This is a genomic window from Intrasporangium sp. (assembly GCF_032907665.1).
Lineage (GTDB): Bacteria > Actinomycetota > Actinomycetes > Actinomycetales > Dermatophilaceae > Intrasporangium.
This window is the reverse complement of record NZ_JAJJPG010000092.1, coordinates 1-15,199: the sequence shown is the minus strand read 5'-3', so window position 1 is coordinate 15,199 and position 15,199 is coordinate 1. Positions and strand designations below refer to the sequence as shown.

Genomic DNA, 15,199 nt, shown 5'->3' with positions numbered 1-15,199 from the left:
CGGACACACACCATCAACCAACCCAACCAGGCCAGCATCCGGGGCAACCCTTCAAGTTTGCCGCTCGTCTGCTTGGGAGTCAAATCCGTGACCGCCTCTTGGAGGCGCCGAACCTGCTCGCTTGGTGTCCCTTGCGGCAGAGAGAACACTACACCCGGTGCAGCCGATCTCCTAATCCACCCCGGACCCCCATCGAACCGGGCCCTGACCTGGGCACATGCCGTCCGGACCAGCCGGTTGGAGCTCCCGGCCAGCCGACGTGGTGCCGACGTGCACTGCGCCTCTCGGCCGACCCTCGACCCGCGCCCAGACAAGTCCCATCCGGGCGGGACCGCGACGTCAGGAGACGCGGTCGATGACGATCGGTGGCAGGTCGGGCCGGGAGCCCTCGGGAGCAATGGTGAAGGCGCCGTCGAGCGCTTCTTCCGCCCGCGCAAAGCGCTCGGGCGTGTCCGTGTGCAGAGTGAGGAGCGGCTCCCCACCGCGGACGACGGCACCCGGCTTGTAGTGGATCTCCACACCGGCGGCCGCCTGCACCGGGTCCTCCTTGCGGGCCCGTCCCGCGCCGAGGCGCCACGCCGCGACGCCGACAGCGAGGGCGTCGAGCTCGACGAGGACCCCGTCAGCCGGCGCGAGGACCTGATGTGTCTCGCGTGCGGTCGGCAGGGGCGCGTCGGGGTCGCCACCCTGTGCACGGATCATGCGGCGCCACACGTCCATGGCCCGCCCGTCCGCGAGCGCATCGGCGGGGTCGACCTCCTGCCGCCCCGCGGCGGCGACCATCTCGCGTGCCAGCGCGAGCGTCAGCTCGACGACGTCGGCCGGCCCGCCGCCCTCCAGGACCTCCAGGGACTCGCGGACCTCGAGGGCGTTGCCGGCGGTGAGGCCGAGCGGGGTGGCCATGTTGGTCAGCAGCGCCACGGTGGTCACCCCGGCGTCCTTGCCCAGGCGGACCATGGTCTCGGCGAGCTCGCGGGCCTCGTCGAGCTCCTTCATGAAGGCACCGGACCCGACCTTGACGTCCAGCACGAGCGAGCCGGTCCCCTCCGCGATCTTCTTGCTCATGATCGACGAGGCGATGAGGGGAACGCAGGACACCGTCGCGGTCACGTCACGCAGCGCGTAGAGCTTCTTGTCGGCCGGTGCCAGCCCCGAGCCCGCGGCGCAGATCACCGCACCGACATCCTCGAGCTGGCGCATCATGTCGTCGGTGCTCAGCGAGGCGCGCCATCCCGGGATGGACTCGAGCTTGTCGAGGGTGCCGCCGGTGTGGCCGAGGCCGCGGCCCGAGAGCTGCGGCACCGCCACTCCGCACGCGGCGACGAGCGGCGCCAGGGGCAGGGTGATCTTGTCGCCCACGCCGCCGGTCGAGTGCTTGTCGCTGGTGGGCCGGGAGAGACCGGAGAAGTCCAGCCGCTCCCCCGAGCGGATCATCGCGTCGGTCCAGCGGGCGATCTCCTCCGGGCTCATGCCGTTGAGGTAGATGGCCATGGCCAGCGCAGCCATCTGCTCCTCGGCCACGACGCCTCGGGTGTAGGCGTCGATCACCCAGTCGATCTGCTCGTCCGTGAGTCGGTTGCGGTCGCGCTTGGCAGCGATGATGTCAACGGTGTCGAAGGCTTCGGTCACGAAGTCATCCTCACCCAACGGGCCGGCTTTGTCCTCACTCTTTACGCGCGAGGTCGTCCGGCCCGAACGCCTGGGGGAGCACGTCACGCATCGTGAGCACGCCCTCCGGCGTCATGAGCAGGCAGTCGGGCCCGCCGTTCTCCCAGAGCAGCTGCCGGCACCGGCCGCAGGGCATGAGGGCCCGGCCGTCTTTCCCGACGCAGAACACCGCGACGAGTCGCCCGCCGCCGGTCGCATGCAGCTCCGAGACCATGCCGCACTCCGCGCAGAGCCCGACACCGTAGGAGGCGTTCTCGACATTGCACCCCACCACGACGCGCCCGTCGTCGACGAGTCCTGCCGCGCCCACCGGGAAGTCGGAGTAGGGCGCATAGGCTCGCTCGAGCATCTCCACAGCTCGCGCCTGCAGCATGTCCCAGTCGATGTCGTATGCCGCTGGGCTCGCTCCGGGCGACGCCTCCATCACGAGGCCTCGCCCTTGCGATAGACGACACCGTCCGCCTTGGGCATTCGCAGGCGTTGTGAGGCGAAGGCCAGCACGATGAGCGTCGCGAGGTAGGGCGTCATGCCGGTCAGCTCGCGCGGGAACGTGCTCGTCAGGGCGAACCAGGCGAAGACGACGGCGGCCATGACCACGCTGACGACGCCGATGACCCGCTTGCCGTTGCGGTGGCGCCACAGGGACCACAGCCCCCAGATGAGCAGGAAGACGGCGAACGGCAGGAGGTAGGCGCGCACGATGTTGCCGCCCCCTCGCAGGTTCACCGCATCGGCGTAGCCGAACAGGCCGGAGCCCGCCGCGAGCCCGCCGGGACGCCAGTTGCCGAAGATCATGGCCGCGAGGCCGATGTAGCCTCGGCCGCCGGTCTGGCCCTCGCGGTAGAGGTTCGAGGCGACCATGGCGAGGAAGCCGCCACCGAGGCCGGCCAGCCCACCGGAGATGAGGACCGCGATGAACTTGTAGCGCAGGACGTTGACCCCGAGTGTTTCGGCGGCGACCGGTGACTCACCGCAGGACCGCAGCCGCAAACCGAACGCGGTTCGCCACAGGAGCCACCAGGTGAGAACGAGGAACACGACGACGAGCACGGTGAGAATGGAGAGATTCGTGACGAGCGCGCGCAGGACGCTCGCGAGGTCGGCGAGGATGAAGATCCCGCCCTGCTCCACGTCGGCGAGCGCATCGGACAGGGGGGTGATCGTGAGCCTCGGGAGCGCCGGCAGGCTCGGCGACTGCGTCCCGCCGGTCTCGCTGAATGTGCGGGTGGCGAGGTAGGCGGCCGCGCCGGCGCCGAGGAGGTTGAGGGCCACGCCGGAGACGATGTGGTCGACGCCGAAGACGACGGTGGCGAGGGCGTGGATCGCGCCACCGATGAGGCCCATCCCGATGGCTCCGAGGACTCCAGCCCACGCGCCGTAGTGGACCGCGAAGAACGCCGCGCCCCACGTGCCCATGATCATCATGCCTTCGAGGCCGATGTTGACCACGCCGGCGCGCTCCGACCAGAGGCCGCCCAGCCCCGCGAGCGCGATCGGTGCCGCCAGGGCGAGGGCTGCGCTGATCGCCCCGGAGGAGCTCATGTCGCTGGCGCCCGTGATGACGCGAGTCAGCGAGATCACCACGAGGCCGACGGAAGCGAGCACGAGAATGCGTCGCCAACCGACGAGGCCGCGTAGGCCACGGGCAGGAGGCTTCTCGGCCGGAGTGTCGGGCACGGTCTGTGTCGTCATCTGGCTCATGCCGGCGCCCCTTCCTTCGTCATGGACTCTTGCTCCTCGAGCGCCTGCGCGACCTTGCGCTGCTCGAAGCGGACATTGGCTCGGCGGATCACTTCGTATGCGATGACGACCGACAGGACGATGACGCCCTGGATGATGAGCACGAGTCGGTCACTGACGCCCGCGGTGATCTGCAGCGCATTGGACTGCTGCTCGAGGAACCCCCACAGGAGCGCGGCGAAGATGATGCCGATCGGGTGGTTGCGGCCCAGCAGCGCGATGGCGATCCCGGCGAAGCCGAGGCCCGGCTGGAAGGTGGAGCCGTAGGCGTGGTCCTGCCCGAACAGCAGGGGCATCCCGACGAGGCCGGCCACGACGCCCGACAGCACCATGGACATGAGAACCATCCGCTTGACCTTGACGCCGCTCGCGACGGCGGCCGTCTCCGACCGACCCGTGGCTCGCAGGTCGAAGCCGAAGCGCGTCTTGCCGAGGATGAACCAGTAGAAGAAGCCGACGACGACCGCGAGGAACAGCAGGCCGTAGACCTCGCGGGAGACGTCGGGGATGATCGCCATACCGGGCACCCGGGAGTCCTCCGGCAGCGGGGTCGTACTGATGATGTTCGAGCCTTCGGTCCGGAAGGCGACCTTTCGGAGCAGGAAGGCCACGAGGATCGTCGCGATCGCGTTGAGCATGATCGTCGAGATGACCTCGGAGACGCCGCGATAGACCTTGAGCAGGCCCGCGATGCCGGCCCAGATGCCGCCGGCGAGCATGGCCACGAGGAGGCCCAGAAGGATGTTCAGCGGTCCCGGCAGCCAGCCTTCACCGGCGACCACTGCGGCGGCGAAGGCGGCGATCCGGTACTGGCCGTCGACCCCGATGTTGAACAGGTTCATCCGGAAGCCGATGGCCACGGCCACTGCCGAGATGTAGTAGACGATCGAGGCGTTGATGATCGAGACGACGACACGCGGTCTCGGCACCGACAGGATCGTGCTCCAGACCTCGCCGACCGGGTCGCCGGCGACGACGAGGATGAGCGAGGTGACGATGACGGCCACGAGGATGGCGAGCACCGGGGCGCTCAGGGCCAGCAGGGCCTTGCGCGGGTCGAAGCGGGTGGTCATCAGGCTGCTCCGTCCGTCGCGGTGGCCCCGGTCATGGCCGCACCGAGCTCCTGGCGCGTCACCGTGTCGGGGTCGAAGGGTCCGGACAGGTGGCCACGGAGGATGACCCAGATCGTGTCGGAGAGGCCGATGAGCTCCTCGAGATCGGCGGAGATGAGCAGCACGCCGAGGCCGTCGTGTCTGGCCGCCTTGATGTGGTTCCAGATCGCGGCCTGGGCGCCGACGTCGACACCCCGGGTGGGGTGCGCAGCCACGAGCACCTTCGGCTCGCGCCGCATCTCGCGGCCCACGATGAGCTTCTGCTGGTTGCCGCCGGACAGCGAGCCGGCCGTGACGTGGATCGACGGGGTGCGGACGTCGTAGGCCGTGACGACCTGCTGGGTCTCCTCCTGTGCGGCTCGCGCGTTGACCAGCGCTCCACCGGGACCGGAGACGTAGACCGGCTCGGTCTGGTGACCCAGCACGACGTTCTCCCACAGGGGCGCCTCGAGGAGCAGGCCGTGTCGGTGCCGGTCCGCCGGGATGTAGCCGATCCCGGCCTCCCTGATCTCCCGGGTGTGCCAGGTCGACGTGTCTGTATCGCCGAGGAGGATCCGGCCCGACGACGGGTCCCTCATGCCCATGATGACTTCGACGAGCTCGTCCTGGCCGTTTCCCTCGACGCCGGCGATGCCGACGATCTCTCCCGCGTGGATGGTGAGGTTGATGTCCTGGAGGAGTGGGCGACCGCCCTTCGGGTTGAGCAGCGAGGTGTCCTCGACCATGAGCAGGGCTGTGTCGGTGACGGTCGACTCCTCGGTGCTCGGCGAGGGCAGCTCCGCGCCGACCATGAGCTGTGCGAGGTCGTGAGCGGTCACGTCCTCCGGGAGGACCTCCGCGACGGTGGTGCCCCGACGGATGACGGTGATCGCGTCGGCGACGCTGAGGACCTCGTCGAGCTTGTGGGAGATGAAGATGACCGTCAGGCCCTCGGCCTTGAGCTCTCGAAGGTTGTCGAAGAGCTCCTCGACCTCCTGGGGGACGAGGACGGAGGTGGGCTCGTCGAGGATGATGATCTTCGCACCCCGGTAGAGCACCTTGAGGATCTCGACCCGCTGCTGGGCACCGACCCCGAGGTCCTCGACGAGGGCGTCGGGATCGATGTCGAGGCCATAGGCCCCGGAGATCTCCCGGATGCGCTCCCGGGCCGCTTCGCCGATCCCGTGCAGCTTCTCGGCGCCGAGGACGACGTTCTCGAGCACGGTGAAGTTGTCGGCGAGCTGGAAGTGCTGGAACACCATGCCGATGCCGGCGTCGATGGCGTCTGCCGGGGTCTTCAGCTGCTGGACCCGGCCATCGAGGGTGATCGTGCCCTCGTCGGGCTGCTGCACGCCGTAGAGGATCTTCATCAAGGTGGACTTCCCCGCGCCGTTCTCACCGACGATGGCGTGGACCGTGCCGCGATGGACAGTCAGCTCGATGTCCTTGTTGGCGATGACACCGGGGAAGCGCTTGGTGATCCCGTGCAGCTCGACGATCGGTTCCCCTCGCGTCGCGGCACCCGGGGCCGAGCCCGACTCCCCTTCCGGCGGGACGCTGGCGGCTGAGTCACTGGGGACGATGACACACGCTCCTCATCAGGGCCCGCGCCAGGCGGGCATCGACCGAATAATGAACCACCACGCCCGAACGTACACAGTCGGCGCGCCGCTGGGCGAGGAAACGGCCCGGACAACGCATCGCGTCGTCCGGGCCGTCCCACATCCGAACCGATTGGCCGCAGGCTCAGGGGGCCGTGGGAACCGTGATCTCGCCGGAGATGATCTTCTCCTTGTACTCGTCGATCTGGTCCTTGATGTCGTCGATCTTGCCGCCGGTCGTGGAGTAGTCCACGCCACCGGCCTTGAGGTCGAAGACCTTGTTGCCGCCCTGGAACGTGTCGTCGCTGACCGACTTGATGAAGTCGAAGACGGCCACGTCGACCTTCTTGAGCATCGAGGTGATGATGACGTCGCGGACCGCCGCATCGGCCGTGAGCGCCTGGTCGGAGTCGACGCCGATGGCCATCTTGTTCGCAGCCTTGGCGGACTGGAAGACGCCACCGCCCGAGCCGCCGGCCGCGTGGTAGACGACGTCCGCGCCGGCCTGGTACATGCCGTCAGCCGCGGCCTTGCCCTTGTCCACCGAGTTGAACCCGGAGAAGTCGGGAACCTGCGTCAGGTACTGGATCTTGATGTCGATGTCCGGCTTGACCGCCTCTGCGCCGGCGACGTAGCCGGCCTCGAACTTCTTGATGAGGTCGGTCTCGACACCTCCGACGAAGCCGATGATGTTGGACGTCGACTTCAGTGCGGCCGCGACACCGACGAGGAAGGACCCCTCGTGCTCGGCGAAGGTGAGCTGCTGGACGTTCGGCCCGGCGGAGTCGGCCGAGGCATCGTCGATGATCGCGAAGTTGACGTCCGGGTTGTTCTTGGCGACCTTGCCGACGGCCTGCGCGTAGGCGAAGCCCACGGCGACGATGTTGTCGTAGCCGGCGTCGATGAGCTGCTCGAGCCGCTCCTCTCGGGCGGACTCCGGCTCACCGGACGTGGCGGTGGCCTCCTGCCCCTCCGCGTTGAGCTCGGCCTTGGCCTTGTCGAGGCCGGCAGCCGCCGCGTCGTTGAAGGACTGGTCTCCTCGACCGCCCACGTCGTAGGCGAGTCCGACCATGATCTTCTCGCCGCCTGCTGCGCTCGTGCCGGTGCCTCCGGCACCGGGGGTCTCTTCTGGCGTGTCGCTGCCGCAGGCAGCGAGGCCGAGCGCGGCAGCAGCGACGACTGCTGCGATCTTGGTTGCGTGACGCAAGGGGTGCTCCTTCACTCGATGGGCCGACGACGACATCGGCCTCACGTGAACCGACTCTAGTCCTGAGAGCCCGCACGGACCGGGCCAGTGCGGTAAAACACATCGCAAGTGTTACCGATCCGCTACCCCGCCCGAGGCGCCTCTGCCGCGGCCGGCCGCGCCGCGAGATGGTGCGCGGCGGATGCGAGCACACAGCCCGCGAGAGTGCTTGCGCCGACGCCGATGGACCCTTCGTCGATGATGAGGTCTCCTCGGTGCAGGTCGTAGGTCACACCTCCGATGCGCCGCGTGCCGAGCCGGGCCATCGCACCGGGGACATGCGTGAGGTACCAGGCGAAGTCCTCACCGCCGAGCGACTGCGGCGTCGATGCGACCGTCGCCCCGGCGCCGACGACCGCCGCGGTGAGCGCCTCGATGCACGACGCGTCGTTGACGACCGGTGGCACACCCTTGGTGATGGTCACGTCGGCACTGACGCCGTAAGGGGCGACGACGGCGTGGACGATCTCGTCGAGCAGCTTCTCGACGCCGTCCCACGTCTCGACGTCGAGCATGCGCAGCGTGCCGGAGGCCTTGCCGGTGGCGGGGATGACGTTGTGCGCGCCGCCGCTGTGGATCGCACCCCAGACGAGCGCGGCCGCCGCGCGGGGATCCAGTCGCCGGGAGAGCGCCGCCGGCACGTCGGTGACGACTTTCGCGAGGGCATAGGTGAGGTCCTGGGTCAGGTGCGGTCGCGACGTGTGCCCCCCGCGGCCCGTCAGGGTCACCTCGACCTGGTCGGCCGCCGCCGTGATCGGGCCGACACGCAGGCCGACATGGCCGACGTCGAGGGCGGGGTCGCAGTGCAGCGCGAAGATCCGGTCGACACCGGTGAGGCCGTCCTGGGCGACGACGTCCTCCGCGCCACCGGGCATGAGCTCCTCGGCCGGCTGGAAGACGAGGCGGGCACCGACACCGTGGTCGCGCAAGCGGTCCTCGACGGCCTTGAGCGCCAACGCTGCTCCGACCAGTGCCGTCGTGTGCACGTCGTGGCCACATGCGTGGCTCACCCCGTCGGTGCGGGAAGCGAACTCGAGGTCGGTCTGCTCGCGGATCGGCAACGCGTCGAGGTCCGCCCGCAGGGCTACCCGCATGAGTGGCTCCGGCGCGCCGATGTCGGCAACCAGCCCGGTCCCCTGCAGACGGCGGACGGGGATCCCCGCGGCCTCGAGGCGCTCACCGACCTTTCGCGTCGTGCGCACCTCGGCACGTCCCAGCTCGGGATGCCGGTGCAGATCCCGCCGGAAGTCGATGAGCTCGTCCTCGTGCTCGGCCACGACACGGGAGATCTCGTCGAACGGCGGGGGCATGGTCACGAGTACGGGAGTCTACCGACAGGATGGACGGGTCCCCCGGGGCGTTTCGGGAAGGAGCCGCGTCACCGTGCCGAGCCTGCCCGACGTCGCGCGCGCCATCGACGGTGCGCTGCCCTTCGTCACCGTGTCGACGGAGCCGTCGGCCGCGACCACGTGGGTCGGCGACGTGATCGCCCACGCCGCGGCCGGCGCCGACCCCTTGGCCCCGTGGCGTCGCGCCCTCGTCGGGAGACAGCACTCCGAGCACAAGCCGCACGTGGCGGCTGCGTTCGTCCTCCAGTGGTGGTGCGACGTCGTCGCCACCCCGTTGGCGTATGCCGCTGAGCTGGGTCCCTGGGTCCTGCTTCCCTCGCCGATGGGGCTGGGTTTCGAGCTCGCCCCCGGGCTCCACCCGTCCCGGATCGTCCTGCTCCCGGGCGCGGTCGAGGTCGTCCCGAGGGAGCAGGCGGGAGCGGACGCCGGGACGTCCTCGGGGAGGAACTCGGGGACGGAGGCGTCGAGGAGCGCCGCGCTGGAAGCGAGCTCAGCGGCATACGACAGCCTCGTGGGTGGGGTCGCCCGGCACTTCGCCCCCGACGTGAAGATGAGCTCCCGACAACGGTGGGGGGTCGTGTCGGACCGGTGGGTCGCCGCAGTTCGCGCTGCCCGCGTCGCGGCCGGGAGACCGGTGGGGCCGGAGCAGCAACGCATCTCCTGCTGCTTCATCGTCGCGCTGCCCGGCATGAAGGCGTGTGCAGCCTGTCCTCGCCACGCGCCGTCCTAGGGTGGGCCCATGGACCGCGCGCCGTCTCCCGCTGCTCCGTTCGTCGTCCACGACGAGGTCCGCGAGGCGCTCGACGCGGGCCGCGGTGTCGTGGCCCTCGAGTCGACGATCCTCGCCCACGGCCTCCCCCACCCCGACAACCTCGAGATCGCCGCACGGATCGAGGACTCCGTGCGTCACGGCGGCTCGGTCCCCGCAACCATCGCCGTCCTCGACGGGGTGGTCCGCATCGGCCTCGGGCCCGCCGAGGTGGAACGGGTCTGCACCGACCCTGACGTCGCCAAGCTCTCGGTCCGCGACGTCGGCGTCGCCGCCGCACTGGGCCGCAGCGGCGCCACGACCGTCGCCTCGACGTCCGCCCTGGCCGACCTCGCGGGGATCCGGGTCTTCGCCACCGGCGGACTGGGCGGGGTGCACCGCGGTGCCGCCGAGACCTTCGACGTGTCCGCCGACCTGGGCGTCATCGCGTCGACACCCGTGCTCGTCGTCTGTGCCGGCGTCAAGTCCATCCTCGACGTCGCAGGGACGCTCGAGTACCTCGAGACGTTGTCGGTGCCGGTCGTCGGGTACCGCACCGACGCTTTCCCCGGCTTCTACCTCACCGACTCCGGCCACACCGTCCCGTGGCGGGTGGAGTCGCCCGAGGAGGCCGCGCGCATCGTCGTCATGCGTGACCGCCTCCCGACGGACCGCGCCGGCGTCGTCCTCGCCAACCCGCTGCCCCAGGAGCGCCAGCTCGACCCCGAGCTGCACGACCGGCTGCTGCGTGAGGGGCTCCTGCTCCAGCACCGCGATCGGGTGGCGGGCAAGGACGTGACCCCGCGGCTGCTCGAGTACTTCCACGAGCACTCGGGCGGCGAGTCCTTGCGGGCCAACGTCGAGCTCGTCCTGGCCAACGCCCTCCTCGCTGGAGAGGTGGCGGCCGAGCTCGCGCGGCAGGAAGCCTGACCGCCCTCGAACCGGGGTCCGCCTACCTCCGGCGTTGCTGACCCGGTGGTGCTGACCGGGCGGCGATGAGACACGCCGCCAGTGCTGTATTCGGCCGGCTCAGTCCGTCGTGGGGAGCCGGTAGTCCTGAAAGGCGCACGCTGCGAGCTCGGCGAGCGGTCCGCCCTCGGCCAGGTGCTCCGGCGCCCGCATCGCGACGAGGACGTTGACGAGCATGCCGTGCGCGATGAACACCCGAAGCTGGTCCTCGGTGCCGCCCGTGCGCTGGAGCAGCGCGAAGATCCGACCCATGCCCTCGCGCGCGGCCCGCCCGATCTCCTCCACCCCCGCCGACGTGAAGCCGTGCATCATGACGAGCAGGAAGTCGCGATCCTCCGCGAGCGCTCGGTAGGCCTGGCCCAGGCGAGTCCAGTCGTCGGGCTGGTCGGGGTCGAAGGGCTGAGCGTCGAGCTCGCGCTCGAAGGCGTCGATGATCCGCCCGGTCGCTCGGCGGAAGACCTCGACGAAGAGCTGCAGCTTGGTGCCGAACATCCGCACGACGTAGGGCTGGCTCACGTCCGCGAGGCGCGCCACCGTGTCCGTCGTCGTCGCGGCGTAGCCCTGCTCGGCGAAGGCGCGAGTCGCGGCCGCGAGGATGAGCTCTCGGCGAGCTTCTGCGGACATGCGGGTCGACGGGGTCGCTGACGTGGAAGCAGGAACCATGTTGACAGGTTATCAGTCGATTACTTATCGTCCCACCGTTAAGTAATCATTCGATGCCTACATGTGGAGACCTCATGAGCACGCTCACCAACGAGAGCCCCGGCAGCGCCCCCGCATCCGCCTCCCTCGACCCTCACTCCAGGGCCAGCCACAACGGGACCGAGGGCACGACCGACCCGCCGGGCCCGGGTCACCGCGACGCAGCGGGGCGTCGGCGTCCCACCGTCCCCCTCTGGCTCGCGATCGTCGCAACCTCCCTGCCGATGTTCCTCGCCACCCTCGACAACCTCGTCATGACGACGGCCCTCCCGGTCATCCAGCGCGACCTCGACGCGACGGTGGAGCAGCTCGCGTGGTTCCTCAACGCGTACACGCTGGCGTTCGCCGGGTTCATGCTGCCGGCCGCCACCCTCGGCGACCGACTCGGACGGCGCCGGACCATGCTCGCCGGGATCGCTGTCTTCACCCTCGCCTCCGTCGGCGCGGCTCTGAGCACGACCTCGGAGGCGCTCGTCGTCGCCCGTGCGGCCCAGGGCCTCGGGGCGGCGGCGATCATGCCCCTGTCCCTCGCCCTCCTCGCGGGCGCCGTGCCCGAACGGCTGCGCCCGGCCGCCATCGGGATCTGGGGCGGCGTCTCCGGACTCGGCGTCGCCGTCGGCCCGGTCGTCGGCGGGGCCATCGTCGAAGGGATCAGCTGGCAGGCCATCTTCTGGGTCAACGTGCCCGTCGCGGCCATCGCCGTCGGACTGCTCCTCGCGGCCGTCACGGAGTCACGCGGGGCCGCCAAGCCGCTCGACCTCGTCGGCACCTTCCTCATCGGAGGCGCGGTGCTCCTCGCGACCTGGGGCATCGTGCGCGGGAACGACGACGGCTGGACGTCGCCGGGTGTCATCGCATCCCTCGCGGGCGGAGTCGCCCTCCTCGTCGGCTACGTGCCCTGGGCAGCGCGTCGCACCCACGCCGTCCTGCCGCTGCGGCTCTTCCGCTCACGCAGCTTCTCGGCAGCCAACGCCGCGGCCCTGCTCTTCACGCTCGGCATGTTCGGCGCGGTCTTCCTGCTCTCCCAGTATCTCCAGATCGTCCAGGGCTACAGCCCTCTCGAGGCCGGCATCCGCACCCTTCCCTGGACCGCGGCCCCCATGGTCGTCGCGCCCCTCGCCGGGCTGCTCGCTCCCCGGGTCGGCGTGCGGCCCCTGCTCGTCTCCGGCCTGACGCTGCAGACCGTCGCCCTCGTCTGGTTCGCCCGGGTCGCCGAGGCCGGGCTCGACTACGGCGCCTTCGTCACTCCCCTCGCGCTCGCCGGGATCGGCATGGGCCTGACCTTCGCGCCGGCCGCGACCGCCGTGCTCGACGGCCTCCCCCACGAGGACTTCGCCGTGGCGAGCTCGGCGAACTCGACCATCCGGGAGTTCGGAGTGAGCCTCGGGGTCGCCACCCTCACTGCGGTCTTCCTCGGGGCCGGCGGCCAGCTCACGCCGACGGGCTACGACGGGGCGGTCGGGCCTGCTCTGCTCACCGGCGCAGTCGCCGTCGGGGCCGCCGTGGTCGCGGCGCTGTTCCTGCCGGCCCGACGGCGGACCCCGGCGGCCGGCTGAGGGCGAGCCGACGGACTACCACCAAAGATTCCGCATCACCCGGACCATGCGGGCCACGGCCGGACCGGGCAACTCGTGGTAGTCCGTCGGCCCAGTGAACCCAGCCGGAGCGGGCCTCAGCGAGGGGCTGGGGGCCGGCTGAGCGGCATACGGCCTCTCAGAAGGTCTCGCGCGGCTGGTAGAGGCCCCAGACCTCGCGGAGCGCATGGGCGACCTCACCGCCGGTGGCCCGGGCCCTGAGGGCTTCCCGCATGGGATACAAGAGATTGTCGGTGCCCCGGGCCGCCTCCTGCAGCTCCCCGAGCGCCGCCTTGACGGCGTCGTTGTCGCGCTCCGCCCGCAGGGCCTCGAGGCGGGCCCGCTGGTCGGCCTCGATCTGCGGGTCCACGCGCAAGGGCTCGTAGTGCTCCTCCTGGTCGACCGTGAACCGGTTGACGCCGACGACGGTCCGCTCGCCGCTGTCGATCTCGAGCTGCACGCGGTAGGCGGAGCGCTCGATCTCGGACTTCTGGAAGCCCTGCTCGATCGCCGCGACCGCTCCCCCGCGGTCCTCGACCTGCTGGATGAGCGCGAGCGCCGCCTCCTCGATCTCGTCGGTCATCGACTCGACGACGTAGGAGCCGGCGAACGGGTCGACGGTCTTGGTCACGTCGGTCTCGAAGGCGATGACCTGCTGGGTGCGCAGGGCGAGGCGGGCGGCCTTCTCGGTCGGCAGGGCGATGGCCTCGTCGAAGGAGTTCGTGTGCAGGGACTGGGTGCCGCCGAGGACGGCGCCGAGGCCCTGGAGCGCGACGCGGACGAGGTTGACCTCGGGCTGCTGCGCGGTCAGCTGGACGCCCGCGGTCTGGGTGTGGAAGCGCAGCATCATCGACTTGGGGTTCGTGGCGCCGAACTGCTCCTTCATGATCTTGGCCCAGATCCGGCGGGCCGCGCGGAACTTCGCGACCTCCTCGAGCAGGGTCGTGCGCGCGACGAAGAAGAAGGACAGGCGCGGCGCGAAGTCGTCGACGTCGAGCCCGGCGGCCTGCGCGGCGCGGACGTACTCCATCGCGTTGGCCAGCGTGAAGGCGATCTCCTGCACGGGCGTCGCCCCGGCCTCGGCCATGTGGTAGCCGGAGATGGAGATCGTGTTCCAGCGCGGCAGCTCCTTGTGGCAGTACGCGAAGATGTCGGCGATGAGGCGCAGCGACTCGCGCGGCGGGTAGATGTACGTGCCGCGGGCGATGTACTCCTTGAGCACGTCGTTCTGGATCGTGCCGGTGAGCTGGTCGCCGGCGACACCCTGCTCCTCGGCGACGAGCTGGTAGAGCAGCAGCAGCGTCGAGCCGGGCGCGTTGATCGTCATCGACGTCGAGATCTTGTCGAGCGGCAGCCCGTTGAAGAGGGTGCGCATGTCCTCGATCGAGTCGATCGCGACGCCGACCTTGCCGACCTCGCCGTGCGCGATCGGCTCGTCGGAGTCGTAGCCCATCTGCGTCGGCAGGTCGAAGGCCACGGACAGGCCGCCGGTGCCGGCCTTGACGAGCTGGTGGTAGCGCTCGTTGGACTCCTTGGCGGTGCCGAAGCCGGCGTACTGCCGCATCGTCCACGGCTTGCCGGTGTACATCGTCGGGTAGACGCCCCGCGTGAACGGGTAGCTGCCCGGCGCGCCCAGCTTGGTCTGGGGGTCCCAGCCGCCCAGCGCCGACGCGTCGTAGACGGCCTTGATCGGCAGGTCGGACTCGGAGCGAGCTCCTGTGCTGTCAGCCATGCAGCCGAGCCTATCGGCGCTCACTGCACGCGACGCCGCTCCGGCAGCGAACGTAGTCGAGGTCACGCACGCGTCTCGCGCCTCGAAACCGCCATCCCGTATGCCGCTGGGCCGGCTCAGCGATCGAACCTCCTTGCCTGCCCCCACCGGGGGGTCCATCGTGAAGCCATGAGCGCCATCGAGGTCCGCGACCTGCGCAAGTCCTTCGGCCACACGGTCGCCCTCGACGGCCTGGACCTCACGGTCGAGCGCGGCGAGATCCACGGGTTCCTCGGGCCCAACGGCGCGGGCAAGTCGACGACGCTGCGGATCCTGCTCGGCCTCGTGCGGGCCGACGGCGGCAGCGCGACGGTCCTCGACGGTGACCCGTGGCACGACGCGGAGACGTTGCACCAGCGGCTGGCCTACGTGCCTGGCGATGTCGTGCTCTGGCCGAACCTGACCGGTGGCGAGGTCATCGACCTGCTCGGATCGCTCCGTGGCGGTCTCGACGAGCGCAAGCGCGCCGACCTGGTCGATCGCTTCCAGCTCGACCCGACGAAGAAGGGTCGCGCCTACTCCAAGGGCAACCGCCAGAAGGTCGCCCTCGTCGCGGCGCTCGCCTCCGACGTCGAGCTGCTGCTGCTCGACGAACCGAGCGCCGGGCTCGACCCGCTCATGGATGCGGAGTTCCGCCGGTGCGTGCGTGGCTTCTCCGCCGAGGGCGGCACCGTCCTGCTCTCGAGCCACATCCTCGGGGAGGTCGAGGCCCTGGGCGACCGCGTCAGCATCATCCGCGC

General features: G+C 70.2%; 13 protein-coding genes. 4 read left to right on the top strand and 9 right to left on the bottom strand.

What is annotated here, in order from left to right; all coding sequences use genetic code 11:
• Positions 1 to 339 precede the first annotated feature (339 nt).
• The 7 genes from LOY02_RS13485 to LOY02_RS13455 form a co-directional block, all read right to left on the bottom strand.
• Positions 340 to 1,629: a thymidine phosphorylase gene (locus LOY02_RS13485; protein WP_317182876.1), complete on the bottom strand. Its 1,290-nt coding sequence runs from the start codon at positions 1,627 to 1,629 to the stop codon at positions 340 to 342.
• A gap of 34 nt (positions 1,630 to 1,663) precedes the next feature.
• A complete protein-coding gene (locus tag LOY02_RS13480; protein WP_317182875.1) occupies positions 1,664 to 2,092 on the bottom strand; it encodes a cytidine deaminase in 429 nt (142 codons plus the stop codon).
• Positions 2,092 to 3,369, bottom strand: a complete 1,278-nt coding sequence (locus tag LOY02_RS13475; RefSeq protein WP_317182874.1) for an ABC transporter permease — start codon at positions 3,367 to 3,369, stop codon at positions 2,092 to 2,094. The genes LOY02_RS13480 and LOY02_RS13475 overlap by 1 nt, the downstream gene beginning before the upstream one ends.
• Positions 3,366 to 4,481 carry an ABC transporter permease gene (locus LOY02_RS13470; RefSeq protein WP_317182873.1) on the bottom strand — a complete coding sequence of 372 codons (1,116 nt, stop codon included), beginning with the start codon at positions 4,479 to 4,481 and terminating at the stop codon, positions 3,366 to 3,368. The genes LOY02_RS13475 and LOY02_RS13470 overlap by 4 nt, the downstream gene beginning before the upstream one ends.
• On the bottom strand, positions 4,481 to 5,935 hold the full coding sequence (locus tag LOY02_RS13465) for an ABC transporter ATP-binding protein (RefSeq protein WP_317182878.1): 1,455 nt from the start codon (positions 5,933 to 5,935) through the stop codon (positions 4,481 to 4,483). Before LOY02_RS13465 ends, LOY02_RS13470 begins: the two co-directional genes overlap by 1 nt.
• Positions 5,936 to 6,245: 310 nt before the next feature.
• Positions 6,246 to 7,307 (bottom strand): BMP family ABC transporter substrate-binding protein, encoded by a 1,062-nt coding sequence (locus LOY02_RS13460; protein ID WP_317182872.1) that lies wholly within the window; start codon positions 7,305 to 7,307, stop codon positions 6,246 to 6,248.
• A 122-nt stretch (positions 7,308 to 7,429) separates the two neighbouring features.
• Complete coding sequence (locus LOY02_RS13455) at positions 7,430 to 8,656, bottom strand: amidohydrolase (protein ID WP_317182877.1); 1,227 nt, start codon at positions 8,654 to 8,656, stop codon at positions 7,430 to 7,432.
• 73 nt (positions 8,657 to 8,729) lie between these two features.
• On the opposite strand from LOY02_RS13455, the gene LOY02_RS13450 reads away from it, so the two are divergent.
• Both LOY02_RS13450 and LOY02_RS13445 read left to right on the top strand, forming a co-directional pair.
• Positions 8,730 to 9,425: a hypothetical protein gene (locus tag LOY02_RS13450; protein WP_317182871.1), complete on the top strand. Its 696-nt coding sequence runs from the start codon at positions 8,730 to 8,732 to the stop codon at positions 9,423 to 9,425.
• 9 nt (positions 9,426 to 9,434) lie between these two features.
• Entirely contained in the window at positions 9,435 to 10,373 is a 939-nt protein-coding gene (locus LOY02_RS13445) for a pseudouridine-5'-phosphate glycosidase (RefSeq protein ID WP_317182870.1), read from the top strand.
• Between the two features lie 99 nt (positions 10,374 to 10,472).
• Here LOY02_RS13445 and LOY02_RS13440 read toward each other — a convergent pair whose 3' ends face one another.
• Complete coding sequence (locus tag LOY02_RS13440; protein ID WP_317182869.1) at positions 10,473 to 11,075, bottom strand: helix-turn-helix domain-containing protein; 603 nt, start codon at positions 11,073 to 11,075, stop codon at positions 10,473 to 10,475.
• A 74-nt stretch (positions 11,076 to 11,149) separates the two neighbouring features.
• Between LOY02_RS13440 and LOY02_RS13435 the strand changes: the two genes are divergently transcribed.
• Positions 11,150 to 12,670: an MFS transporter gene (locus LOY02_RS13435; RefSeq protein WP_317182868.1), complete on the top strand. Its 1,521-nt coding sequence runs from the start codon at positions 11,150 to 11,152 to the stop codon at positions 12,668 to 12,670.
• A 157-nt stretch (positions 12,671 to 12,827) separates the two neighbouring features.
• On the opposite strand, the gene LOY02_RS13430 is transcribed toward LOY02_RS13435, so the two are convergent.
• The gene (locus tag LOY02_RS13430) at positions 12,828 to 14,420 is read right to left on the bottom strand and encodes a methylmalonyl-CoA mutase (RefSeq protein WP_317182867.1); all 1,593 of its coding nucleotides are present in this window, start codon (positions 14,418 to 14,420) and stop codon (positions 12,828 to 12,830) included.
• A 168-nt stretch (positions 14,421 to 14,588) separates the two neighbouring features.
• Between LOY02_RS13430 and LOY02_RS13425 the strand changes: the two genes are divergently transcribed.
• Positions 14,589 to 15,199: ABC transporter ATP-binding protein (locus tag LOY02_RS13425; RefSeq protein ID WP_317182866.1), on the top strand; the 611-nt coding region annotated here is incomplete at its 3' end.

Coding starts and splice junctions, on each gene's coding strand:
- LOY02_RS13480 (WP_317182875.1), bottom strand. CDS start 2,092: ATGGAGGCGTCGCCCGGAGCGAGCCCAGCGGCATACGACATCGACTGG.
- LOY02_RS13475 (WP_317182874.1), bottom strand. CDS start 3,369: ATGAGCCAGATGACGACACAGACCGTGCCCGACACTCCGGCCGAGAAG.
- LOY02_RS13470 (WP_317182873.1), bottom strand. CDS start 4,481: ATGACCACCCGCTTCGACCCGCGCAAGGCCCTGCTGGCCCTGAGCGCC.
- LOY02_RS13455 (WP_317182877.1), bottom strand. CDS start 8,656: ATGCCCCCGCCGTTCGACGAGATCTCCCGTGTCGTGGCCGAGCACGAG.
- LOY02_RS13445 (WP_317182870.1), top strand. CDS start 9,435: ATGGACCGCGCGCCGTCTCCCGCTGCTCCGTTCGTCGTCCACGACGAG.
- LOY02_RS13440 (WP_317182869.1), bottom strand. CDS start 11,075: ATGGTTCCTGCTTCCACGTCAGCGACCCCGTCGACCCGCATGTCCGCA.
- LOY02_RS13435 (WP_317182868.1), top strand. CDS start 11,150: ATGAGCACGCTCACCAACGAGAGCCCCGGCAGCGCCCCCGCATCCGCC.
- LOY02_RS13430 (WP_317182867.1), bottom strand. CDS start 14,420: ATGGCTGACAGCACAGGAGCTCGCTCCGAGTCCGACCTGCCGATCAAG.